Raw genomic sequence first — 21,779 nt, forward strand, 5'->3', positions numbered from 1 at the left:
AACGACGAAAACCGGCGCCCGGCGCCTGCTCGGCGGCGCCCGAGAACCCATTCGTGGGCTCGATCCGGCCCGAGCGGGTCAGCGCCACTGGGCGGCCGGGGCGCGGTACGGGGAACCGCTGTTCAGCGGCTCGCCGCCGGCTTCGGCGAACGCCGTCAGCGCGCTGACCAGGGCGCGTCGCGCCGCCGTCGGCATCCGGCGGACGATCCGCGCGATCTCCGCGCGGCGGCGGGCGGTGACCCTTGCCACGGTGTCCGCCCCGGCCGCCGTCAGGGCGAGCACGCTTTCCCGCCGTGACGCCGGGTTCGGCCGCCGGTCCACCATGTCCGCCGCGACCAGGCGGTCGACCATCCGCGTCACCGTGGACGGGTTCACCCCGAGCTCCTCCGCCACGGTCGCCAACTTGCGCGGACCCGAACCGGCGAGCACCACCAGGAGCCGGAACTGTGGCAGGGTCAACGACTCCGCGACCGAGGCCACCGCTCGCGCCGACACGGCCACGAGCAGCCGCGACGCCGTCAGCACGGCGTCGGTCACGGCGTCCACGTCCTCAGCGGCCGGACGGCCGGCGGTCCTGGTGGGAGGCATGCCCTTGTTGTACCTCAGCGGCCGCGGCACCACGACACGAGCAACCCGCCCCACGAGTCCGGCACACCCTCCAAACAGGACATCAGCCCGCCGATCATTGCCTTTGGCAACACTTGCTCGGTGCATAGTAGAGTAGCCGGACGATTTCGCCTCACCCGGGCGGATGCCGGCGCCGCTCGCGCCCGCAACGCGACTGGTGTCCGCCTGCGGGCAACTCGGGAACACTCGTACTGTTGGGGGTTCAGCGGTGGCAGGTCTTCGCACTCAGCTCAGGTCCTGGGTCGCGCGCCGGTACGTGGCGCGCATCCGGAAAAAGGGCCTCGACTCCGGCTCGTTCGTGCCGAAGGCTGCGTTGATGCCGCTGACGCGCACCGGCCTGGACCCGGTGCCGGAGTTGGCGCAGCTGCGCGAGCGGGAACCGGTCAGCAGGCTGCCGCTGCCGTTCGGGGTGAACGTGTGGCTGGTCACCGGCTACCAGGAGAGCAAGGCCGTGCTGGGCGACGCGAAGCGGTTCAGCAACGACTTCACCAACCTGGAGCGGCTCGGTATCGCCGCCGCCAACAACCCCGGTGGTCTCGGTTTCACCGATCCCCCGGACCACACCCGGCTGCGCCGCCTGCTCACCCCGGAGTTCACCATGCGGCGGCTGGCCCGGCTGACGCCCGAGATCACCGCCATCGTGGAGCAGCGGCTCGACGCGATGGCTGCCGCGACCGGACCGGTCGACGTGGTGCAAGAGTTCGCGATGCCCATCCCGTCGCTGGTGATCAGCGAGCTGCTGGGCGTGCCCTACGACGAGCGCGGCGACTTCCAGCAGTTGAGCGTCGCCCGCTTCGACCTGTTCAGCGGCGTGGACGCCTCGCTCGGTGCGATGTCGGAGTCGTTGGCGTACCTGCACGAGGTGGTCCGGCGGCAGCGGGAGAGCCCGGGCGACGGCCTGCTGGGCGCGCTCATCAAGGAGCACGGCGACGAGATCACCGACCGCGAACTCGCCGAACTCGCCGACGGCGTGCTCACCGGGGGTTTCGAGACGACCGCCAGCATGCTCGCGCTCGGCACGCTGGTCCTCCTGCAGGATCCGGCGGCGGCCAGGCGCCTCCGCGAAGAAGACGACGCCGTAACCGGTTTTGTCGAGGAGCTGCTGCGCTACCTCACCGTCGTGCAGGTGGCGTTCCCCCGCTTCGCCCGCGAGGACGTCGAGATCGGCGGCACCACCATCGCGAAGGGCGACGTCGTGGTGTGCTCATTAAGCGGCGCCAACCGGGATGACGCGCTCGGGCCGGGCATGGAGCAGCTGGACCTGGAGCGCCACCCCACCTCGCACCTGGCCTTCGGCCACGGCGTGCACCGCTGCATCGGAGCCGAACTGGCGCGGATGGAGCTCCGGCAGGCTTATCCGGCGCTGGTGCGCCGGTTCCCGAACATCCGGCTGGCCATCGCACCGGAGGACCTGGAGTTCCGGCGGGCATCGATCGTCTACGGCCTCGAATCGCTGCCCGTCCTGCTGGACTGAACCGCCGCGCAGGGGTGTGCGGTGCAATCGACGTGCCGATCTCCCCTGGAATGCCCGCGGGTGACACTGCTCGCGCCGGCGATCGGGGGTGGCCAATCCGGGGCCCCGGGAGTCGAATAGGTGCATGAGTTCCGGATTGCTGCCGCGGCCCCGGGCCGCCGCCGTCGGGTTGCTCGCCACCGCCGCCGCGCTGGGCACGGGGCAACTGGTGGCGGGGGTCCTCTCCGCCCGCACGTCGCCGCTCGTGGCGGTCGGCAACACGGTGATCGACCTGGTTCCGGAGCCGGTGAAGGAACTCGCGATCGGCTTGTTCGGCACCGCGGACAAGGTGGTACTGCTGGCGGGGATGACCCTGGTGATCGCGGTGCTGGCGGTCGTCGCCGGGCTGCTGTCCCGGCGGAGCTGGTGGCCGGGCGCGGTCGTGATCGGCGCCTTCGGTCTGCTCGGTGTCGGCGCGGTCCTCTCCCGCCCGGACCTGGGCCCGGACGCGGTGGTGGCACCGCTGGCGTCGCTGGTGGTCGGGGTCGTGGTGTTCGCCTGGCTGCATCAGCTCGCGTTCCTGGAACCCGCGGCCGTGGACGGCGAGCGGCGCCGGTTCCTGGTGACCTCCGCGCTGGTGTTGTTGGGCGCCGGCGCCGCCGGGCTGGGCGGCGGGTTCCTGCAGCGGGGCGGCGACGCGGCGTTGTCGCGGCAGGCCGCCGCGGCGCGCATCCCCGCGGTCCCCATCCCGCCGGTGCCACCCGGCGCCGACTTCACCGCGTCCGGGACGCCGACGTTCCTGACCGCCAACCGGGACTTCTACCGGGTCGACACCGCCCTGGTGGCCCCGCAGCTGCGCGCCGAGGACTGGCGGCTGCGGCTGCACGGCATGGTCGGGCGGGAACTGGTGCTCGGCTACGACGACCTGCTCCGGCGCCGGTTGGAGGCTCGCCCAATCACCCTGACCTGCGTGTCCAACGAGGTCGGCGGCGATCTGATCTCGACCGCGACGTTCGTGGGCGTGCCGGTGCGGGATCTGCTGCTCGAAGCCGGGGTGCGGCCGGGTGCGCAGCAGCTGTTCACCACCAGCGCCGACGGCTACACCGCGGGCACCCCGCTGGACGTGCTGCTCGAACCGGACCGGGGAGCGCTCCTGGCCGTGGGGATGAACGGTGAGCCGCTGCCCGCCGAGCACGGGTTCCCGGTGCGACTGGTGGTGCCCGGCCTGTACGGCTACGTCTCGGCGACCAAGTGGCTGGTGGACGCCGAGGTCACCACGTTCGACCGGGTGCCCTACTGGCCGCGGCGCGGCTGGGCCCGGCAGGCGCCGGTCAAGACCCAGTCCCGCATCGACCGGCCGCGCCCCGGCGCGTCGGTGCCCGCGGGTCGGGTCGTGGTGGCCGGGATCGCCTGGGCGCAGCACACCGGGGTGGACCGGGTCGAGGTCCGCGCCGACGGAGGCGCGTGGCGCACGGCGGAACTCGCCACCGACGTCAGCCGGGACACGTGGCGGATGTGGCGGGCGGTGCTGGACCTGCGGCCCGGCGAGCACGTGCTGGAGTGCCGTGCCACCGACCGCGCCGGCCAGGTGCAGACGGCGCAGCGCCGCCCCGTGTTACCCGACGGCGCAACCGGATGGCACCAGGTCCGCATCACCTGCACCTGACCTCCCGGCTGGGCTCGGGCGGCGAAGGCCGCGCCAGCGCCCAGCACCGAAGAAGCACACCTTCCCGAGAACCGGGAAATCCCCAACTTCAGGCAAAATTGGAACCCCGAAAGTTCCCAGGTTGAGGCAACACTGGAAATCAGGCCCGGGCCGGCGGGCGGGTGAGCAGGTGTAGCGCGTCCTTCACGAACGGGTGTGGGTCGCTGTGTTCGAGCAGGCCCTGCTGGCACGCGCGTGCCGGAGTCCGAAGAGGACCGCGGCACGCGCCCGCTGACGGCTACCGGATCGGGGCGGCGCGGCGGCCAACGCGAATCAACCGCAACGCGGTTCACGTACGCCCCGCTTCTTCTCCCGGCGCTGCGGGACGAACCGCTCGAGCCCAGAATGGGGACATGGTCGCCGTCGAACCCGAACCCCTGCGATTACCTTGGTGGCGCGACGACTTCGGCCCCGAGGAGACGCCCGGGGACGAGTCGCGGCCGGCGGAGGCCGAGCCCGCGCGCCCAGGAGATCGTGAGTCACATCCCGAATTCCGATCAGTGCCGGAGCAAAGGTGATCGCCGATGGCGTGGGAAGACCACGCGCAACTCGAGCGTGCCGACCTGTGCGCGGAGGTCAGCTTCGCCCTGCGCAAGCGCCGAACCGCCCAGCGGGACGGTGATCGCGAGCTGGCGGACGCCGCCGAGTGGATGATGAACCACTACCTCGACCAGTTGTTCGCCCGAACACGGCGAGAACCGGACGGCGGCGGCGCCGCGAACCCGGACGGTCGGGGTCGCGGCAGCTGAGGTCAGCGCCGCATCCGGACGCCGTCCCGCGCGGCGGAGTCACCACGCCGCGACCGCCCCGGCCGCGGAGGTCCCCGAACGGGCGTCTTCATGAAATTTTCACGGCTTTCCGGGGGACACCGATCAGCCGAAGTTCGCCAGAACAGGCGACGGACAGCGAAGCTGATGTTGTATGGTGACGGTGCGTACGTGTCGCACTACCACAGGAGGGACTGGGGACGGTGGCTGAGGGCACGGGACCGCTGGACAGACTGCTCGACTCGAGGGTCAAGGTGCTGTCCGATGTCGAGGTCAACACCGACGAGGTCTCGATCGCCCGCGTCTACGACTACTGCCTCGGCGGCAAGGACAACTTCGCGGTGGACCGCGCCGCCTGCGCGGCGATGATGGAGGTCGTCCCCGAGACGCCCCTGCTGGCCCAGGCCAACCGCTGCTTCCTGCGGCAGGCGGTGCGGTTCCTGGTCGGCGAGGCCGGGATCCGGCAGATCGTGGACATCGGCTCGGGCCTGCCGACCGCGGGGAACGTGCACGAGATCGCGCAGGAGATCGACCCCGCGACCCACGTGGTCTACGTCGACAACGACCCGATCGTGCTCGCCCACGCTCGGGCGCTGCTGGCCACCGACGCGCGCACCACGGTCATCAACGCGGACCTGCGCGAGCCGGACGCGATCTTCGGGCATCCCGAGACCGCGCGGCTCATCGACTTCTCCCGGCCGTTCGCGGTGCTGCTCGGCGGCGTCCTGATGCACCTGGAGGACGAGGAGGACCCCGAGGGGGTGGCGGCCGACATCCGCGGCCGGCTGCCCAGCGGCGGGTACCTGCTGGTGTCCAACACCTGCGACACCGGCGAACCGCGGGCCCGGGAACTGACCCGGGTCTTCGCCGAGAGCGGGATGGGAACCCGCTGCTTCCGCACCTGGGAGGAGCAGATCCGCTACTTCGACGGCCTGGAGCTGGTCGAACCGGGGTTGGTGCCGCACAACCGGTGGCGGCCCGGCCCCGACTTCCCCGCCCCGGACAACCCGGCGCACGCGATGCACATCGGTGGTGTCGGGCGCAAGCCCTGAGCCCGGCACGCTGGTCGGTTGGTCTGACCCGCGATCACCGCGCCGTGCACGCCATGGTTCGGATCCGCGCGCCTGGCGGACGGCCACCGCAACCAGGCGGTGGCGCTACTGCTCGACGCCGCCGCGAGGCCGTGGGCGGTCGGCGCTGATCCGCGCTGAATACTGGCGCCCATGAGCACTCCGGAGCTGATGGTGGGCATCGACGTCGGCACGACGGCGGTCAAGGTCGCCGCGTTCGGGCTCGACGGCGAACCGTTCGGCGCGCACACGACCGGCTACCCGATCTCCCGGCCGCGACCGGGGTGGGCCGAGCAGGACCCGCTGGACTGGTGGCACGGCTGCGTGACGGGGCTGCGCACCGTGCTCTCCGAGGTGCCGGCGGGGGCGGTGCGGTCGGTCGGCGTGGTCAGCCAGGTCAACACCCACGTGTTCGTCGACGACCAGCTGCGACCGCTGGCTCCGGCGATCATCTGGCAGGACCAGCGCTGCGCCGAGGTCGCCCGGGAGCTCGACTCCCGGTTCACCGCGCAGGACAAGGAGCGCATCTGGGGTGGGCCGGTGGTGCTGGACGCGTCGTTCGTCGGGGCGCGCGCCGAGTGGTTCGCCCGCACCGCGCCGGCGAAGTGGGCGCGCACGCGGTGGGTACTGAGCCCCAAGGACTTCGTGGTGGCGTGGTTGACCGGCCGGATCGCCACCGATCCGCTGTCCGGGGTGCGGGTCGCTGGCCCGGACGGCTACCTGCCGGAGGCGGTGGGCTTGGTCGACGGGCTCGCCGGGAAGCTGCCGGAGATCCTGGACCCCGAGGTGCCGGTGGGTGCGGCGAACCTGCCTGAGCTGGGCTCCGCCGAGGTGGCGGTGGCGACGATGGACGCCTACGGGGCGGTGTTCGGCACTCGGACGACCGAGCCGGGCCGCGGCATGGTGTCGTGCGGGACGTCGCTGGTGGTCGCCGGCGCCTCCCGCGAGGCGGTGCCGGTCGGGGAGGTCGTCACGTTCCCGCCCCGCAACGGGCTCTTCGTGCACGCCGGGCCGACGCAGGCCGCAGGGGACGCGCTGCGCTGGTGGTCCCGGGTGTCGGGGCTGGGCATCGAGGAGGTGCTGCGCTCGGCGGCAGACGGCGTGCCGGGTGTGGTGTTCACCCCGCACCTGGCGGGCGAGCGCGCCCCGCTGTGGGATGCCGACATCCGCGGCAGCTTCTTCGGGCTGAGCTCGGCGACCACGACCGCCGACCTGTGCCTCGCAGTCCTGCAGGGCGTGGCCATGTCGGGGCGGCACGTACTGGCGTCGGTGGAGCGCGCGTGCGGTTCCCCGCTGTCGTCGCTGGCGTTCTCCGGGGGCGGCGCGCGCAGCGACGTGTGGACGCAGATCCACGCGGACGTGCTGGGACGACCGCTGGAACGGCTGCGGGTGCACGACAGCGCGGCCCTGGGCGCGGCGTTGCTGGGTGCTGTCGGCGCGGGCGTCTTCCCCGACGTCGAGTCAGCGGCGGCCGCGACCGTCGCCGTGGAGCGGGTTGTCCCGCCCTCCCCCGACGCGGACCGCCTGACTCCGCTGTTCGAGGCGTACCGGGACTCTCACGCGGCCCTGCGGGGCGTGCACGCCAGGCTCGCGGACTGGCGTGCCGTACACCAGCCGCGGTGAACCGCGTCACTGCGCGGGACGCATCTTGTCACGTCCCGAGCCGCCGCCCCGTCCTGTCTGTGCAACGACAAACCACAGCAGGGAGCGGAATCGTGGTCCAACCGTGGTGGCCGCTCGCCGCGCTGGCGCTCATCCAGCTCGGCGACGCGGTCCTGTGCCTCAAACCCGTGGCGTTCATCCGGCAGTGCCTGGTCGACGTCGGCTTCCCCCGCCGGTTCTGGTGGGTGCTGCCGCCGCTGAAGCTGGCGGCCGCAGCCGGTCTGGTGATCGGCATCTGGTACCGGCCGCTGGCGGTGCTGACGACCGCCGCCCTGGTGTGCTACTTCGTGCTCGCCTTCGCCACGCACGTGCGCGCCCGGGACTTCGGCCGGAACTTGTTCCTGAACTGCACGGGAATGCTCGTGCTGTGCGGCGCCGCGTTCGCCTTCGCGGTCACCGCGTGACCGGTCGCTCCACGGCGGGCCGGAACCAGGCGTCGAGCACCCGGCCCGCCCCGGATGGTCGACACGCCCGGAGCTTTTCGGTCCGCTGTGGTCACTTTCGGCTCGTCCGATGCGCGCCCAGCAATGCCAGAAACCATGGCGCGGAGATTTCCACACAGGATTCGTCGGCGACGAAAGCGGACCGACGGGTGCTCGCGGTGCGTAGTCGAGGGTCGACGGATGGTGCTCAGGGCGAAAGGCCCTGGTCAGATCCGTGAGCCGGACTAGGGTCGGTAGTGCGGCATAACGCGGAACACCTGATGGTGCGCTGAAGCGTAGTACGGGTTAGCACACGATATGCGCCTTTCGAATGCGGCCCCTCCGGGCCTGGTTCGGGAGGCTTGTTGGTGTTGTCGCACGGGCAACACCGCGAACCGCGAACACCACCGAACTCGCGAAGGCGAGAGGGGCCACCATGAAGATCAGCACCATTTTCTCCAGCAACCGAGGCGGCGGCTGGGGAGACGATGACAACTGGGGCCGCTGGGGTCGCTGGGGCTGGGGCCACTGGGGCTGGGGCGGCGGCTGGGGCCGCTGGGGCCGCTGGGGCGGCTGGGGCCGTCGGGGCTGGTGACGCCCTGCGCTGACGGCTGAATCGAAACCCCACCGAGGAAGCAGTACCGCGTAGCTCCCGTCCGACCAAGGACGGGAGCTACTGCTGTGCCCGCAGCGCACGGCACGCCACCCCGGCCTACGAACGACGATGCACATGCGTCGCGGCTGGTGGATCCGGTACGTTGACGGAGCTCACCCCGTGGATGACTGTCCACTGCGGACGGTTGGGGACGCCTGCGGTCAGCAGGTGCGTGGTTCCTTGTCGACGAAGCGGTCCTGCAGGAAGGTGACAACCACCGGGAATAACGCGAGCACCGTCGCCGCGTGCGTCGGCGTCCGCAGTGTCCCCTCCGCTGGTCCGGCCCGTGCGGGCGGGGCGGCTCAGAGTGCGCGGCCGAACAGCTCCAGCAGCACCGTCCAGTGCCGTTCCGCGGCTTCGGCGTTGTAGGCGGCGGTGTCCGCCTGGGTGTAGCCGTGGCGCGCGCCCGGATAGACCTCGCAGCGGTGGCGGACACCGGCGCGGGTGAGGGCCTCCTCGAGGCGGTCGATCTGCTCGGGCGGCAGGGCGTGGTCCTGGTCGGCGTGGCCGAAGTACAGCTCGGCGGTGACGTGGTCGGCGACCAGATGCGGGCTGTCGGGGGCCTCGGTGGCGAGGTTCCCGCCGTGGAACCCGGCCGCGGCGGCAACCCGCTCCGGATAGGTGCCCGCGGTGCGCAGCGCCAGGGCGGCGCCCATGCAGTAGCCGGTGATACCGACGGGCCCGTCGGTCGCCAGCGGGCTGTCGGCCAGCCAGCGCAGGTAGGCGCCGGCGTCGCGCATCGCCAGCTCCGGCGTCAGCGACCGCATGATCGGCCCGAGCTTCACGAAGATCTCCGGTCGGCTGCCGGGGTCGATGAACTCGGGCAGATCGACCACCGGAGCCCGCCCGTGCCGGTAGAAGACGTTGGGCACCAGCACGGTGTAACCGGCCTCCGCGAGGCGGTCGGCCATCTTCGCCAGATGCGGCCGCAGCCCGAAGGCGTCCATGTAGAGCAGGACGCCGGGGTGGGACTGCCCGTCGTCGGGGTGCGCCAGGTAGGCGTCGGCGGTGCCGTCCTGGGTTGGGACGTCCACGGAACTGCCGCGCACAGCGGTCATCACTGCCTCCCATCGACTCGGGGTCGCGCGAACCCAGCCTACTCACGCCGCCCGTCCGCCAGGGGCCGCCCCGGCGACATCGCACCAGCGTCCACAGTGGAAACCGGACGGACGGCGAGGAACCGGGTGCCGCGCCGCCGGGGCTGCCCGTGCCGGTGCGCCGTCAGCGGGGGCCGGGCCGGATCCGCAACGGGCCGCGCGACCGAGGACGGTGCTCGCGGTCGGAGCCATCCGATCAGCGGCTCGGCGGTACGCCCGGCATCGATCATCCTGGAAGCGGGCGAAGCACGCCCCACCGCAGCTGACCCGGGAGGCCGTTGGCATGAGCACCGATGACCGCAAGGAGACGCCGAGCACCACCGAAGCCACCGACCAGCCCGCCACCGACCCGACCGGCACCGTCCGGGTGCACCCAGACGACGACCCCGCCGATCCCGCCGCCCGCCGCTTCATCAGGACCATCGACGGCGGGTGGTCATCCCTGACCCACCCGCCCGGGTCCGCACCGGCTGCGGTGCCCTCCGACGCCGTGCGCGGCTGGCCCCGGCAGCCGCTCGCCGACCTCGCGTTGCGGCTGGGTCACCCGGACGGCCGCATCCGCTCCCGCGGCCGGGCGGCGGAGGCGCGTGCCGGGTCGGCGGCGGTGGCCCGGGTGCAGCACCAGCCTCACCACCGCCCGACGCGAACACCCCCGAGCACGCCATCGTTCTGGGAGGCGGCGAAGGTCTACTGCCGGGCGCTACGCACGATGAGCGACCTCATGGATTACTGGTACGAGCAGTACCAGGCGGCAACCGCCAGCCGGCCAGGTCCGCATCGGGGACAAGCCGAGGACGAGTCGCTGCACCACGTCACTCACCGAACAGCCCGACGGAGCACGTAACTGCCGAACTCCCTTCGAGCCCGAACATGGCGATGCAGTCTCATGTGGATGGCCGCTACGCGGTTCTGCCCGCCCGCAGGGGCCTCTCGCGGACCGCCTGGTCAGTTCAGCGCGACGATCGCCCCGTTGAGCACGGTCGCGAACATCGTCCACACCAGGTAGGGAACCAGCAGCGCCCCGGCCAGCCGGTCGCGACGCCAGAACAGCACGGCTGTCACGGCGACCACCACGTCGAGCAGGATGATCTCCAGCAGCGCCAACGTCCACAGCTCGGCGGCGAAGAACAGCGGGGTCCACAGCGCGTTCAGCACGAGCCCCAGCGCGTACCAGGACGTGCTGGTGCGCCGCGATGTGCCCGGACCAGCACACCACGCCCGCCATCCCGCGAACGCGATCAGCACATACAAGATCGTCCACACGGGACCGAACAGCCACGGGGGCGGCGCCCATCCCGGCCGCTGCAACAGTGCGTACTGCTCAGCGGAGGACGCGGCCGCCACCGATCCGACGGCTGCGGTGACCGCCACCGCCGCCGCGAACAGCGCTGCGGCGGTGATGGCCTGCCCCCTGGTGCACCCGAGACGCCACGCATTCGTCATGGAACCTCCCCGAGGAGCCTGCGATCACGACGTGCACGCCGGGCACGGACATGACCGGAGTCGTGGTTATCGGTGTACCCGCGGTAGCAGGTCATCACGACCGACTCGCGTTGCCGGTCGGTCAGCGGTGACACGCAGCGGCGCAGCTGGTCGGCCACCAGCCGGGACAGCGCCCTTCCGCGGTGATCGGTCCGACGGTCAGCTGCGGGCGAGGTCACGGGCCAGTTCGACGTTGGCGGTGGCTTCCGCGGGGGTGCGGCGCCCGTAGCCGCAGGCCGCACCGACCGCGAGGACGCGGTGCCCGAGCGCGAGTTCGCTGAGCACCAGCGCCTTGGCCGACCGGTCCGGATGCCGCTCGTCGACGCAACCGGCGATCACGTCGACACCGCGCGTCAGGCGGCGCAGCGGAGCGTACGCGGCGGGGTCCGCCGGCGGGGGCTGGTCGCCGTGTGCCATCGGGATGTGCACCGCGGGCACGGGACGTCCGAGCGCGCGCACCTGTTCGGCGAGGGCGTTGACCAGCACCACCGCAGGACCGAAGTCGTGCGGGCGGAACAGTGCCGTGTGCCCGAGGTCCCCGTGGCACAGGTGCACCGTCCACCGCACCGCACCACACGTGGCGGAGATGACCCGCGCGAGCTGGCGAGCCACGGCCCGGGCCACCGCGGTCCGCACCGCGCTCGGTGCCCGGTGCACGAGGTAGAGGGCAGCCGGGGACTCCAGCTGGAAGGTCACCTCCCGTGCGCCGTGGCGGTGCACCACCTCGGCCACCTCCGCGCGGATCATCCGCTCGAACACCGAGTAGTGCCGCAGGGCCCGCCCGGGATGGCCGAACGTGAACAGCGAAAGGTCCACAGGGGACGGAACACTCACCTGGACCGGCGGCAGGTTCGGGAACTCGGCTTCCAGCAACCGCCGCACGGCGAACGCCGCCGCGACCTCCCGCGGTCGGCCGAGGGCGACGTCCTCGATGGTGAGCCGGTGGCCGCGCCGCACCCGGTGGGTGGGGATGTCGGTGTAACTGGTGCACTCGCCCGCCTTGACGACGACGAATCCCGGATGCTGGGATCGGGACTGCACGTACCCGGTGATCCAGTACGGGTCGACGTCACACGGCACGGCGACCAGCCGGGCGTCGCCGGCGTGGGCGAGGACCCAGCGCATGCCGGTCGGCAGGTCGGGCGCGAGGCTGCTGGGCAGCGAACCCACCAGGTGCACGCCGCGTTCCCGGGTCGTGGGCCGCTTCCGCGCAGCGTCGGCCTGCGGTGCGCCAATGTCGAGCTGGGAAGCCATCTTCCGACCTCCTGAGTGCTGCGCGCCGATGGCGCGGGGGGGAATAGTGGGCACTGGCCCGCTCGACTCGGAGCATGGCCGCACGCCGTGGGCGGCTCATGCCGGAACTGCCGAATTCACACGAGACGAGGGCCTTGTTGATCATTTCGTGGGACACCCGCCAGCGGATCCCACCATCCGGACACCGGCGGAACTCCGCGCACCCGAAGGTCTTTCGCCGCGCTGGACGGCCTCGGGCGAAAACCAGGCCCTGTTGCGTTCGGTGCGCCCGGTGCGGCACCGGTATCGCGTGCTCCTGGACCGCTTCCGGCTCCACGACCACGTGGCCGTCGGGACCGGCGCCGGGTCAGCCCCGACCTGGAGCGTCGTGGAGCGCGACCGGATCGGTCGGCATGGCGCACGACCAGGTCGTCGTGGCGACGCGCACGATCACAAGCCTCGTTGCTGTGACGTTCACCACCGATACGTAACACCGTTCGGTATTTCCGAAGTCTTGACACGGTGTGCAGCTGACGTTCACTCTTTCGGGCCATGGACCTGTCTGACAGCCGGACAGCCGGACGAGCCGTCCGGCGCGTCAGCGCGATGGAGGCCGTACTGGCCCACCTGCGCGGTGCCATCGAGCGGGGCGAGTACGCGATCGGCGACAAGCTGCCCGCCGAAGCCAGCCTCAGCAAGGAGTTCGAGGTCAGCCGCTCGGTCGTGCGGGAGGCGCTGCGGGGTCTGCAGGCCCTCGGGCTGACGGTGTCGCGCACCGGCAAGGGCACCTTCGTGGTGTCCAACGAGCCGGTCGACAACCCCACCTTCGGCCCGTACTCGGCGCGGGACCTGCTCGAGGTGCGCCGTCACGTGGAGGTCCCGGCAGCGGGGTACGCTGCCCGCCGCCACACCTCGGACCACCTCGACGTGCTCACCGAGCTGCTGGAACGCATGGACCGCGAGACCGACAACACCGCCTGGGTGGCGCTGGACTCGCTGTTCCACATCACCATCGCCCAGGCGTCGGGCAACCCGGTCTTCGGCAAGGTCATCGAGGAGATCCGGGACGCGCTCGCCCGCCAGTCGGCGCTGCTCAACCAGCTCGGCGACCGCCGCCCCGCCTCGAACCACGAGCACCGGGTGCTCGTCGAGGCGATCAGCAGCGGTGACGAGAACGCCGCGACCGAAGCGATGACCGAACACCTGGCGCACGTCGAGAGCGCGCTGACCAACATCGTCGGATTCCGCAACGCAGCGGATGCTGCCGAGAAGAACGGGGACTCGGAGAACCCATGACCGACCAGACCCTGCAGGCCCCCGAGCACCAGCACGGGCCTTCCGACGCCGGGGACACCGGCTACCAGAAGTCGCTCAAGGCGCGCCACATCAACATGATCGCCATCGGCGGCGCCATCGGCACCGGTCTGTTCCTCGGCGCCGGCGGGCGGCTCGCGCAGGCCGGCCCGGCGCTGTTCATCGCCTACGCGGTGTGCGGCCTGTTCGCGTTCTTCGTGGTCCGCTCGCTCGGCGAACTCATCCTCTACCGCCCCTCCTCCGGCGCGTTCGTCTCCTACGCCCGCGAGTTCATGGGCGAGAAGGGCGCCTACACCGCCGGCTGGATGCACTTCCTGAACTGGTCCACCACCGGTATCGCCGACATCACCGCGATCGCTCTCTACGCGCACTTCTGGTCCGCGTTCACCCCGATCCCGCAGTGGGTGCTGGCGCTGATCGCCCTGGCGGTCGTGCTGACCCTGAACATGGTGTCGGTGAAGCTGTTCGGCGAGCTGGAGTTCTGGTTCGCCATCATCAAGGTCGCCGCCCTGGTGCTGTTCATGGCCATCGGGATCTACCTGCTGGTCACCCAGCACCCGATCGACGGCAACCTGCCCGGTCCGCAGCTGATCATCGACCACGGCGGGGTCTTCCCGGCCGGCCTGCTGCCCCTGGTGCTGATCATGCAGGGCGTGGTGTTCGCCTACGCCTCGGTCGAACTGGTCGGCGTGGCCGCGGGCGAGACGGAGAACCCGCAGAAGATCATGCCCAAGGCGATCAACTCGATCATGTGGCGAATCGGGGTGTTCTACGTCGGTTCCGTGGTGCTGCTGGCCATGCTGATGCCGTGGACTGCCTACACCAGGAACGAGAGCCCGTTCGTCACCGTGCTGTCCCACATCGGCGTCCCGGCCGCCGGTGACGTGATGAACCTGGTGGTGCTCACCGCGGCGTTGTCCAGCCTGAACTCCGGGCTGTACTCCACCGGCCGCATCCTGCGCTCGATGTCGATGGCCGGGTCGGCGCCGAAGTTCGCCGCCGCGATGAACAAGAACAGCGTCCCCTACGGCGGCATCCTGCTGACCGCGTCGGTGTGCGTGATGGGCGTCGGCCTGAACTACCTGGTGCCCGCCGAGGCGTTCGAGATCGTGCTGAACTTCGCCTCGATCGGCATCCTCGCCACCTGGGCCATCATCCTGCTCTGCCACCTGTTGTTCGTCCGCAAGGCCAAGCGCGGCGAGGTGACCCGGCCCAGCTACCGGCTGCCGTTCTCCCCGTACACCGAGATCGTCACCCTCGCGTTCCTGGCCTCCGTGGTGGTGCTGATGGCCTTCGACGAGGTGGGCCGCATCACCCTGCTGTGTCTGCCGGTGATCATCCTGGCCCTGGTCATCGGCTGGTTCCGGGTGCGCAGGCAGATCAACACGGCGGTGTTCGAGAAGACCGGGGTGTAAGGCCTCCGGCACCGGTGGGCGTCCCGCAGCACGCGCCGCTCGGGCACGTGCTGCGGGACGGTCTACCGTCCACAGTAGTCACCTCTTCGCCGCACCCAGAGTTGGGGTGGCGGGAGGGCTGTGCCCTCGCCTACTGCGTCCAGCAGTTGGCGGCGAGTTGCCCGGCGGGGGCCGGTTTGCCGATGTAAAAGCCTTGCGCCTGGTCACAGCCGAGGCGGTGGATCAGTTCGAGCTGCTGGGCGGTTTCGACGCCTTCCGCGACGACCGTGAGCTTGACCGCGTGCGCCATGGCGATGATGCTGCTCACGATGGCCTCGGCGTCGGGATTCTCGTCGATCCCGGTGATGAACGATCGGTCGATCTTGAGGGTGTCCAGGGGCAGTCGTTGGAGCTGGGCGAGCGAGGAGTAACCGGTCCCGAAGTCGTCGATCGCGAGCCTGACACCCAGTCGGCGCAGACCGCTGAGCACCTGCGCGGCCGCTGTCGGGTCGTGCATGAGGGCGCTTTCGGTCACCTCGAGGCAGACGGCGCTGGCGGGAAGCCCGGCTTCACCGAGCGCTGCGTGCACGTCGGTGTACAGGTGGGGGTCCTCGAGTTGGCGCGCGGAGAGGTTGACCTTGAGCCGGAGGTCGAGCTGGTGCCGGGAGCGGTGGGCGGCAAGTTCCGAGCTGGCCATGCGGAGCATGTGGGCGCCGATCTCGTGGATGAGGTCGCTCTCCTCGGCCAACGGGATGAACTCCCCCGGCGACACCGTGCCGTACAGGGGGTGGGTCCAGCGCAGCAAGCCTTCCACCGCCACCACCTGCCCGGTGCCCAGGTCGATGATGGGCTGGTAGGCCATCCAGAGCTGGTCCTTGTGCGCCGCCGCCCGGAGGTCCTGCTGCAGGTGGAGCTGCCGCTGCATGCGTTCGCGCAGTTGCACGTCGAAGAACGCCGTTCGGCCGCGGCCGAGCGTTTTGGCGTGGTACATGGCCACATCGGCGTCACGGAGCACGTCCGGAGCGGTCCTGGGGTCGCCGGGCCGCACCAGCACGATCCCGATGCTGGCGTCCACGTGCAGTCTCCTGCCGTTCGCGCCGATGGGATCGATGAGGCACCGACGCAGTTGTTCGGCGAGCGAACGGATTTTCGCGCGCTTGTCCTCGTCGTGGGTGATGACGACGAACTCGTCACCGCCGAGCCGGCCGACCACGTCACCTTCCCGCACCAGCTTCCGCAGCCGCTCCCCCACGATGCGCAGCACCTCGTCGCCGACGCTGTGGCCCAGCGAGTCGTTGATGACCTTGAACTTGTCCAGGTCGATGAACAGCACCCCGGTGGGGCGCGTTCGGTGCATGGACCGCATCGCGGACTCGAGGTGGCGCAGGACCAGGGTGCGGTTGGCCAGGCCGGTCAGCGGATCGTGCGTGGCCTCCCGCTCCAACCGCTCCCGGATGGCTCGGGATTCGGTGATGTCGGTGAACGACACGACGATGGGGTGCGGCGGATCGCTGTCCGGCGTGAGTGATCGCGAGGCCATCGCGAGCCACACGCGGCGTCCGTCGCTTCGCCGGAACCCGATCATCCGGGCGTTCTGCGCGACTCCGGTGGAGCTGGTCTGCGCTGACGGACGAGCGTCGGGCGGAATCGGCGCCCCGGTCTCGTCGAACAGCGGCCAGGCCGCGAGCGGGGAACCGACCAGCTCCGCTCCGGTGGTGCCCAGGATGTGCACCGCTGCGGGGTTCGCCGACAGGACGAGCCCCTTCGCGTCCGCCACGATCACGCCCTCGTCCAGCGCGTTCACCACGGTCGCGTAGTCCTGTTCGGCCCGTCGTCTCGGGGTCTCGTCGGCGCACACCAAGACGAAGCCGGACGGCATCTCGGCAACGGACACGCGGACGGCCAGTGCGGACCCGTCGGAGTGCCGGTGTCGCGCTTCGGTGATGCCACCAGCCGCCAGCAGCACCGCGGGGTCCAGCGGCGCGCCGACCACCGCACTGATGTGCTGGCCGTGGGCCCGCTCGGCGGGCCGCCCGTAGATGGCCGCGGCTGCCGTGTTCCAACTGGTCACCAGGCCGTCCCGGGTGGTCGCGATGATCGCGTCGCTGACGTGCTGGACCAGCGCGGCCTGGTGGTGCAGCCCGACCTCGGTCCACCGCTGGGCTGCGATGTCGCGTTGGATGACCTGGAATGCGGGTCGGCCCTGCCAGTTGGTGCCAACCGCCATCGATTCCACCCGCAGTGTGCTTCCGTCGAAGCGCCGCATCTCGATCTCCGCCGGAATCGCGGTCGCATCCGCGGGCGTCAGCGCCGCGAGCCGTTCATCGATGCCGGGAATCGCGTGTTCGGCGATGAAATCGGTGATCGGACGACCGACGATCTGCGCGCTGGATTCGGCCGCGAGCATGCGCGCGGTGGCGGAATTGGCGTAGACGACGACCCGGTCCTGGTGCACCCAGATTGCTTCCGGACTGCGCTCGACGAGGAGTCGGTAACGGGCGGCCAGGTCTGCCATGTCCCGCCGGTCCTCGTCACTCCGGGTGACGTCGGTGGTGATGCCGAGCAGACGCCCGGTGCGGGCGTCTCCGGTCATGCGTGCCCGGGAACGGAGCAACCGCTCTTGCCCGTTCGCAGTCGTGCATCGCTGTTCTCGCTCGACGACCTCCCCGGCCGGGGCCGAGCGGGCGGTCGCGGTCAGCGGATCGATGAGCTCAATCAGGCGGGCGCGGAGATCCTGCCGGGGAGCCCCGCGCATGCCGAGCAGGGAATCCAGGCCGGCCGCCCAGGTCAGCTGGTCGTGGGCGAAGCTGAACGACCAGGGGACCGCCGCGGTCAACGACCACACCGCATCCAGCAGTTCGCGTTCACGCGCCGCGCCCCCATCAGCGTCATACCGCTCGGTCATGAAACTCCGGATCTGCCGGGAAGGGTGGGGGAACTCTGCCGCGGCTCGTTCGCAGGACCCGCTGCCGCGAGCCCACGGCTCTGGCGGTGTCCGTCGTTTCTGGACGTGTTCCGGCGTGCACGTCGGGCAGATTCTCGATGCGTCCGGATCTGACCGATCCGGTTCCCGATGTTCGCCGAAACCATCCCCCTGATGTGGAAAGAACTCTACGCCGAAAGCGCGGGCATTCGTGAAACCCAGGTGCTGGAGTCACCGGTGGTGCCAGATTTCCGAAAGGAACAGCACCGGCGTCCGTGCCTGCACGCATTCGACCGCCGTCCTGCCGCCGTGCCGGTCCTGGCCGTCGGGAACGCTCGGTCACTTCTGGAGGTCGACAACGACCTTGACCTCGTCGGGCCTGGTCGCGAAGACGTCGGTCCAGTCGTCCAGCGGGATCCGGTGACTGATCAAGGATTCCAGCCAGGTCCGGTCCGCGGCGGTCAGCGCCCGCACGGCCTGGTTGTAGTGGCGCAGGTTGGCGTTCACGCTGCCCACGACGACGTCGTTGTCGCGCACCCATGCCTCATCGATCGCCTCCACCGGGACGGCTCGGGTGCGGGGGTGGCCCGTGGTGCTGGGCAGCACGGTGATGGCGTTGCGCGCGGTGTGCCGCAGCACCTCGAACACGACTGCCGTGGATCCGGTCGTCTCGATCACGACGTCCGGTTGACAGCCCAGGTCATCCAACGAGGAGTGGCCGGTGGCGCCCAGCGCGCGCACCAGGTCGTGTTTCGTCCCGCCGACGACGGGGACGAGGACGTGCACGTCCAGGCCGCGCTGCACGCCGAGCAGGGCGGCGAGCAGGCCGAGCGGTCCGGCGCTGGTCACCAACGCGTGTCGCGGAGCGAAGTAGGCTCGCCGACCGATCTGGTCGGCCTGCTCCCACGCCTTGACCACCACCGACGCCGGTTCGGTCAGCACGCCCAGGTCACCGAGCTCAGCGGTGACCTTGATCGCGAACCGGGGTTCGACGGTCCACCGCTGGGCACCGAATCCGTCCAGTTCCTTGATGCCGCGCTCGGTGTACCGGCCGTTGAGGCAGAAGTCCCACTGCCCTGCGGTGCACGCCTCGCACGGCTGCGGGTCCGGGCGCCGGACGACGCCGACCAGGTGGTCGCCCTCCTGGAAACCGCTGATCGCGGGGGCGTGGAGCACGCGGCCCACGGACTCGTGGAAGAGCACCATGCGGGTGCGCCCCGGTGGCGGTGGGCCATGCGCGCCTTCGGTGACATCGCGATCAACGCTGCAGAATCCGGCCAGCAGGCCCTGCACGAGCAGTTCGCCCGGCCGCGGGACGGGCTCGGGCAGGTCGCTGACCGCCGACAACTCCGGTCGGCCCGGGACCACGGTGGCGGCCTTCATGGCGCACCTCCCTTGCGTCTGCGCAACGGCGCGAACCGGCCGCGAGCATGCATCCTGCCCCGGCCCGACTCCGCAGCGTTACAGCCATGCTGTCGCAGTCCGGGCGCCGCTGCGACCGTGACACAACCGGCTAACCGCGGGGGTCGAACGGGATGCCGTCCGGCTTGGCCTTCTCGAGGTTGTCCTCGAAGGCGCCGTCCTTGATCGCCAGGCTGGCCTTGCCGAAGTCGGCGGCGGTCAGCCTGTCCCGGATGCCCTCGGGGAAGCCGTCCCAACCGACCAGGTCAGGGTACTGCCAGCTGCCGTGGTGGTTCTCCGGCTGCTCGTCGGCGTTGGCGAAGCGGAACGCGTGCGTGCTCGCCCCGTCCTTGTGGTAGACGATCTTCGGGTGGGTGCCCTCCCAGACGACCTCGGACGCCGGGCGCGTCTGGTACTCACCGTGCGCGGACGCCGAGACGTACCGGGCCTGGTCGTCGTGCACCCAGACGACGACGTGTTCGATGTCGTGCCGGTGGCCGAACGGGTCGACCCCGGCGACCGCCTGGTCCTTTTCGAAGTACAGGTCGTAGAGGTACGCGCACCAGCCGCTCGGGTCGCACGTGGCGCGGGAGTAGGAGTTGGTGTTGTCCAGATCGGACGCGTCGTGGCAGTTGCCGTTGAGGGCGCCGGAAGGCTCCAGACCTTCGGCCACGGTGCCGTCCGCGCCGATCGCCGGTGTCGGGTAGCAGCCGTCGCCGTCGTAGTCGAACGCCGGTTGCCACCTGGCGTCGGCTTCCGGGGCGTTGCCGGGCAGCGCCCTCGGCGGTTCGGCCCAGGCCGGCACGGGCTGCACGACGGCGAGCACCGCGGCACCGGCCAACCCCGCGGCCACCCGCCGGGCGCGCCGGAACCGGCCCCGCACCGGGGCGAGCGACACCGGTGGCTGCCGTTCCTCCTGCTTCGCAATGCTTTCCACGACCGGCACCTCCTGATCTCCGGCGGTTGAGCGCCGTGATCGTATGGGGTGCGACCGGCCGTGCGAGGCGATTGGCGGATTCCCGCCGGGCGGGTTCACCCGCCGTTCCGCGGCCGGTCCCGGGGTGACCTCGGGTCCGGACGGGCGTTCGACACCGGGGCATCGGTCGCCAGCGGTTCCCCACCAGATGTCGCGCGCCTCAGCGAGTTCCGCGCGCTCGACTGGCTGCCGTCGCCGTGAGCTGGTCTGATCGTGCCGTGACTGTGTCTGCGAGCGCGCCGTCCACCACCACCCGGCAGGACGGGCGCGGGGTGTTCAGCTGGGCCCTGTGGGACTGGGGCTCGGCGGCGTTCAACACCGTGATCCTGACCTTCGTGTTCACGGTGTACCTGTCCGACGCCGTGGCGGGCGACCCCGAGGCCGGGTCGCAGGCCCTCGGCGTCGCGCTCACCGTCGCCGGGGTGTGCATCGCGCTGGTGGCGCCGGTGTCCGGTCAGCGCAGCGACGCTGGTGGGCGGCGGAAGCGGTGGCTGGCGGTGCACACCACGCTGGTCGTGGCCAGCACGGCCGGGTTGTTCTTCGTCCGGGACGACCCGTCGTACCTGCTGCTGGGTCTGGTGCTGGTGGCCGTCGGCAGCGTGTTCTCCGAGTTCGCGACGGTGAACTACAACGCGATGCTGCTGCAGGTGTCCACCCCGGCGACGATCGGGCGGGTGTCCGGCTTCGGTTGGGGCATGGGCTACTTCGGCGGGCTCATCGCGCTGGTCATCGTGCTCGTCGCGTTCGTCCAACCCCAGGTGGGCCTGTTCGGGGTCACCGCGGAGGACGGGTTGAACATCCGGGTCGTCGCGCTGTTCGCCGCGGTGTGGTTCGGGGTGTTCGCGCTGCCGCTGTTCTTCTTCGTCCCCGAGGTGCCCTCCGCCGGGGAGCCGCAACGGACCAGCGTGGTCGGCAGCTACGTGCTGCTCGGCCGACGGCTGGCCCGGATGTGGCGGGACGAGCGGCGCACGCTGGGTTTCCTGGTCGCCAGCGCCATCTACCGCGACGGCCTGGCCGCGATCTTCACCTTCGGCGGGGTCATCGCCGCGGGCACCTTCGGCTTCAGCGCCACCGAGGTGGTGGTCTTCGCGATCACCGCGAACCTCACCGCCGGGGTCGGGGCGTTTCTCGGCGGTCGGGCCGACGACCGGTTCGGGTCCAAGGCGGTGATCGTCACCGCCCTGCTCGGCCTGGTGCTGGTCGGCGGGGCGCTGCTGGTGCTGCCGGGCAAGGCCGCGTTCTGGATGGGCGGGCTGGTCCTGGCGGTCTTCCTGGGCCCGACCCAGTCGGCCAGCCGCACGTTCCTGGCGCGCATCGCGACCCCGGGCCGGGAGAGCGAGGTGTTCGGGCTCTACGCCACCACCGGGCGCGCGGTGAGCTTTCTCGGACCGCTGGCGTTCAGCGGCGGTATCGCCCTGTTCGGCACCCAGCGCGCGGGCATGGGCGGCATCGTCCTGATCCTGCTCATCGGGCTGCTCGCGTTGCTGCCGGTGCGGGCCCCCGAGCGCCCGGCCTGATCACCTCGGCGGGGTTTTTGACCGCTGGGCACCATGTGCGGTCACCGCGCGGGCCGGTGCCCTACGTGTTCGGCAACCATC

Annotated in this window: 18 protein-coding genes; 11 read left to right on the forward strand and 7 right to left on the reverse strand. The window is 70.9% G+C overall.

Going from position 1 to position 21,779, the window contains the following annotated elements; all coding sequences use genetic code 11:
* Positions 1 to 78: 78 nt before the first annotated feature.
* Positions 79 to 588, reverse strand: a complete 510-nt coding sequence (locus IEY17_RS10485; RefSeq protein WP_188987151.1) for a MarR family winged helix-turn-helix transcriptional regulator — start codon at positions 586 to 588, stop codon at positions 79 to 81.
* A gap of 247 nt (positions 589 to 835) precedes the next feature.
* On the opposite strand from IEY17_RS10485, the gene IEY17_RS10490 reads away from it, so the two are divergent.
* The 7 genes from IEY17_RS10490 to IEY17_RS10520 all read left to right on the forward strand — a co-directional run bounded on the left by IEY17_RS10490 (position 836) and on the right by IEY17_RS10520 (position 8,301).
* The gene (locus IEY17_RS10490; protein WP_229680018.1) at positions 836 to 2,101 is read left to right on the forward strand and encodes a cytochrome P450; all 1,266 of its coding nucleotides are present in this window, start codon (positions 836 to 838) and stop codon (positions 2,099 to 2,101) included.
* Positions 2,102 to 2,225: 124 nt separating this feature from the next.
* A complete protein-coding gene (locus IEY17_RS10495; RefSeq protein WP_188987153.1) occupies positions 2,226 to 3,746 on the forward strand; it encodes a molybdopterin-dependent oxidoreductase in 1,521 nt (506 codons plus the stop codon).
* Positions 3,747 to 4,309: 563 nt separating this feature from the next.
* Positions 4,310 to 4,534, forward strand: coding sequence for a hypothetical protein (locus IEY17_RS10500; protein ID WP_188987154.1), 225 nt, complete (start codon positions 4,310 to 4,312; stop codon positions 4,532 to 4,534).
* Between the two features lie 221 nt (positions 4,535 to 4,755).
* Positions 4,756 to 5,604, forward strand: coding sequence for an SAM-dependent methyltransferase (locus IEY17_RS10505; RefSeq protein ID WP_229680019.1), 849 nt, complete (start codon positions 4,756 to 4,758; stop codon positions 5,602 to 5,604).
* Between the two features lie 171 nt (positions 5,605 to 5,775).
* Positions 5,776 to 7,245 carry a xylulokinase gene (locus IEY17_RS10510; protein WP_188987155.1) on the forward strand — a complete coding sequence of 490 codons (1,470 nt, stop codon included), beginning with the start codon at positions 5,776 to 5,778 and terminating at the stop codon, positions 7,243 to 7,245.
* A 92-nt stretch (positions 7,246 to 7,337) separates the two neighbouring features.
* Positions 7,338 to 7,688, forward strand: coding sequence for a DoxX family protein (locus IEY17_RS10515; RefSeq protein ID WP_188987156.1), 351 nt, complete (start codon positions 7,338 to 7,340; stop codon positions 7,686 to 7,688).
* Between the two features lie 454 nt (positions 7,689 to 8,142).
* Positions 8,143 to 8,301 (forward strand): hypothetical protein, encoded by a 159-nt coding sequence (locus tag IEY17_RS10520; protein ID WP_188987157.1) that lies wholly within the window; start codon positions 8,143 to 8,145, stop codon positions 8,299 to 8,301.
* Positions 8,302 to 8,663: 362 nt separating this feature from the next.
* Here IEY17_RS10520 and IEY17_RS10525 read toward each other — a convergent pair whose 3' ends face one another.
* A complete protein-coding gene (locus IEY17_RS10525; RefSeq protein ID WP_188987158.1) occupies positions 8,664 to 9,419 on the reverse strand; it encodes a dienelactone hydrolase family protein in 756 nt (251 codons plus the stop codon).
* A 322-nt stretch (positions 9,420 to 9,741) separates the two neighbouring features.
* Here IEY17_RS10525 and IEY17_RS10530 point away from each other — a divergent pair, with 322 nt between their 5' ends.
* Positions 9,742 to 10,302: a hypothetical protein gene (locus tag IEY17_RS10530; protein WP_188987159.1), complete on the forward strand. Its 561-nt coding sequence runs from the start codon at positions 9,742 to 9,744 to the stop codon at positions 10,300 to 10,302.
* A gap of 101 nt (positions 10,303 to 10,403) precedes the next feature.
* Here IEY17_RS10530 and IEY17_RS10535 read toward each other — a convergent pair whose 3' ends face one another.
* Together IEY17_RS10535 and IEY17_RS10540 are read right to left on the reverse strand one after the other, a co-directional pair.
* Complete coding sequence (locus IEY17_RS10535) at positions 10,404 to 10,901, reverse strand: TspO/MBR family protein (RefSeq protein ID WP_188987160.1); 498 nt, start codon at positions 10,899 to 10,901, stop codon at positions 10,404 to 10,406.
* Positions 10,902 to 11,099: 198 nt separating this feature from the next.
* Positions 11,100 to 12,194: a hypothetical protein gene (locus IEY17_RS10540; RefSeq protein ID WP_188987161.1), complete on the reverse strand. Its 1,095-nt coding sequence runs from the start codon at positions 12,192 to 12,194 to the stop codon at positions 11,100 to 11,102.
* 585 nt (positions 12,195 to 12,779) lie between these two features.
* Between IEY17_RS10540 and IEY17_RS10545 the strand changes: the two genes are divergently transcribed.
* Positions 12,780 to 13,469, forward strand: a complete 690-nt coding sequence (locus tag IEY17_RS10545; protein WP_188987323.1) for a FadR/GntR family transcriptional regulator — start codon at positions 12,780 to 12,782, stop codon at positions 13,467 to 13,469.
* Positions 13,466 to 14,902 carry an amino acid permease gene (locus IEY17_RS10550; protein ID WP_188987162.1) on the forward strand — a complete coding sequence of 479 codons (1,437 nt, stop codon included), beginning with the start codon at positions 13,466 to 13,468 and terminating at the stop codon, positions 14,900 to 14,902. The genes IEY17_RS10545 and IEY17_RS10550 overlap by 4 nt, the downstream gene beginning before the upstream one ends.
* Positions 14,903 to 15,032: 130 nt before the next feature.
* On the opposite strand, the gene IEY17_RS10555 is transcribed toward IEY17_RS10550, so the two are convergent.
* From IEY17_RS10555 to IEY17_RS10565, 3 genes are all read right to left on the reverse strand, one after another.
* Positions 15,033 to 17,786: a sensor domain-containing protein gene (locus tag IEY17_RS10555; RefSeq protein WP_188987163.1), complete on the reverse strand. Its 2,754-nt coding sequence runs from the start codon at positions 17,784 to 17,786 to the stop codon at positions 15,033 to 15,035.
* A 357-nt stretch (positions 17,787 to 18,143) separates the two neighbouring features.
* Entirely contained in the window at positions 18,144 to 19,187 is a 1,044-nt protein-coding gene (locus tag IEY17_RS10560) for an alcohol dehydrogenase catalytic domain-containing protein (protein ID WP_188987164.1), read from the reverse strand.
* Positions 19,188 to 19,317: 130 nt separating this feature from the next.
* Positions 19,318 to 20,058, reverse strand: coding sequence for an NPP1 family protein (locus IEY17_RS10565; RefSeq protein ID WP_188987324.1), 741 nt, complete (start codon positions 20,056 to 20,058; stop codon positions 19,318 to 19,320).
* 341 nt (positions 20,059 to 20,399) lie between these two features.
* Between IEY17_RS10565 and IEY17_RS10570 the strand changes: the two genes are divergently transcribed.
* A complete protein-coding gene (locus IEY17_RS10570; protein WP_188987165.1) occupies positions 20,400 to 21,698 on the forward strand; it encodes an MFS transporter in 1,299 nt (432 codons plus the stop codon).
* Positions 21,699 to 21,779 lie beyond the last annotated feature (81 nt).

This window comes from Saccharopolyspora thermophila (assembly GCF_014646075.1).
Classification (GTDB): Bacteria; Actinomycetota; Actinomycetes; order Mycobacteriales; family Pseudonocardiaceae; genus Saccharopolyspora; species Saccharopolyspora thermophila.

Excerpts from the sequence above, each read along its gene's own strand:
- IEY17_RS10485 (WP_188987151.1), bottom strand. The coding sequence starts at position 588 with ATGCCTCCCACCAGGACCGCCGGCCGTCCGGCCGCTGAGGACGTGGAC.
- IEY17_RS10495 (WP_188987153.1), top strand. The coding sequence starts at position 2,226 with ATGAGTTCCGGATTGCTGCCGCGGCCCCGGGCCGCCGCCGTCGGGTTG.
- IEY17_RS10500 (WP_188987154.1), top strand. The coding sequence starts at position 4,310 with ATGGCGTGGGAAGACCACGCGCAACTCGAGCGTGCCGACCTGTGCGCG.
- IEY17_RS10510 (WP_188987155.1), top strand. The coding sequence starts at position 5,776 with ATGAGCACTCCGGAGCTGATGGTGGGCATCGACGTCGGCACGACGGCG.
- IEY17_RS10520 (WP_188987157.1), top strand. The coding sequence starts at position 8,143 with ATGAAGATCAGCACCATTTTCTCCAGCAACCGAGGCGGCGGCTGGGGA.
- IEY17_RS10525 (WP_188987158.1), bottom strand. The coding sequence starts at position 9,419 with ATGACCGCTGTGCGCGGCAGTTCCGTGGACGTCCCAACCCAGGACGGC.
- IEY17_RS10530 (WP_188987159.1), top strand. The coding sequence starts at position 9,742 with ATGAGCACCGATGACCGCAAGGAGACGCCGAGCACCACCGAAGCCACC.
- IEY17_RS10535 (WP_188987160.1), bottom strand. The coding sequence starts at position 10,901 with ATGACGAATGCGTGGCGTCTCGGGTGCACCAGGGGGCAGGCCATCACC.
- IEY17_RS10540 (WP_188987161.1), bottom strand. The coding sequence starts at position 12,194 with ATGGCTTCCCAGCTCGACATTGGCGCACCGCAGGCCGACGCTGCGCGG.
- IEY17_RS10545 (WP_188987323.1), top strand. The coding sequence starts at position 12,780 with ATGGAGGCCGTACTGGCCCACCTGCGCGGTGCCATCGAGCGGGGCGAG.
- IEY17_RS10550 (WP_188987162.1), top strand. The coding sequence starts at position 13,466 with ATGACCGACCAGACCCTGCAGGCCCCCGAGCACCAGCACGGGCCTTCC.
- IEY17_RS10555 (WP_188987163.1), bottom strand. The coding sequence starts at position 17,786 with ATGACCGAGCGGTATGACGCTGATGGGGGCGCGGCGCGTGAACGCGAA.
- IEY17_RS10560 (WP_188987164.1), bottom strand. The coding sequence starts at position 19,187 with ATGAAGGCCGCCACCGTGGTCCCGGGCCGACCGGAGTTGTCGGCGGTC.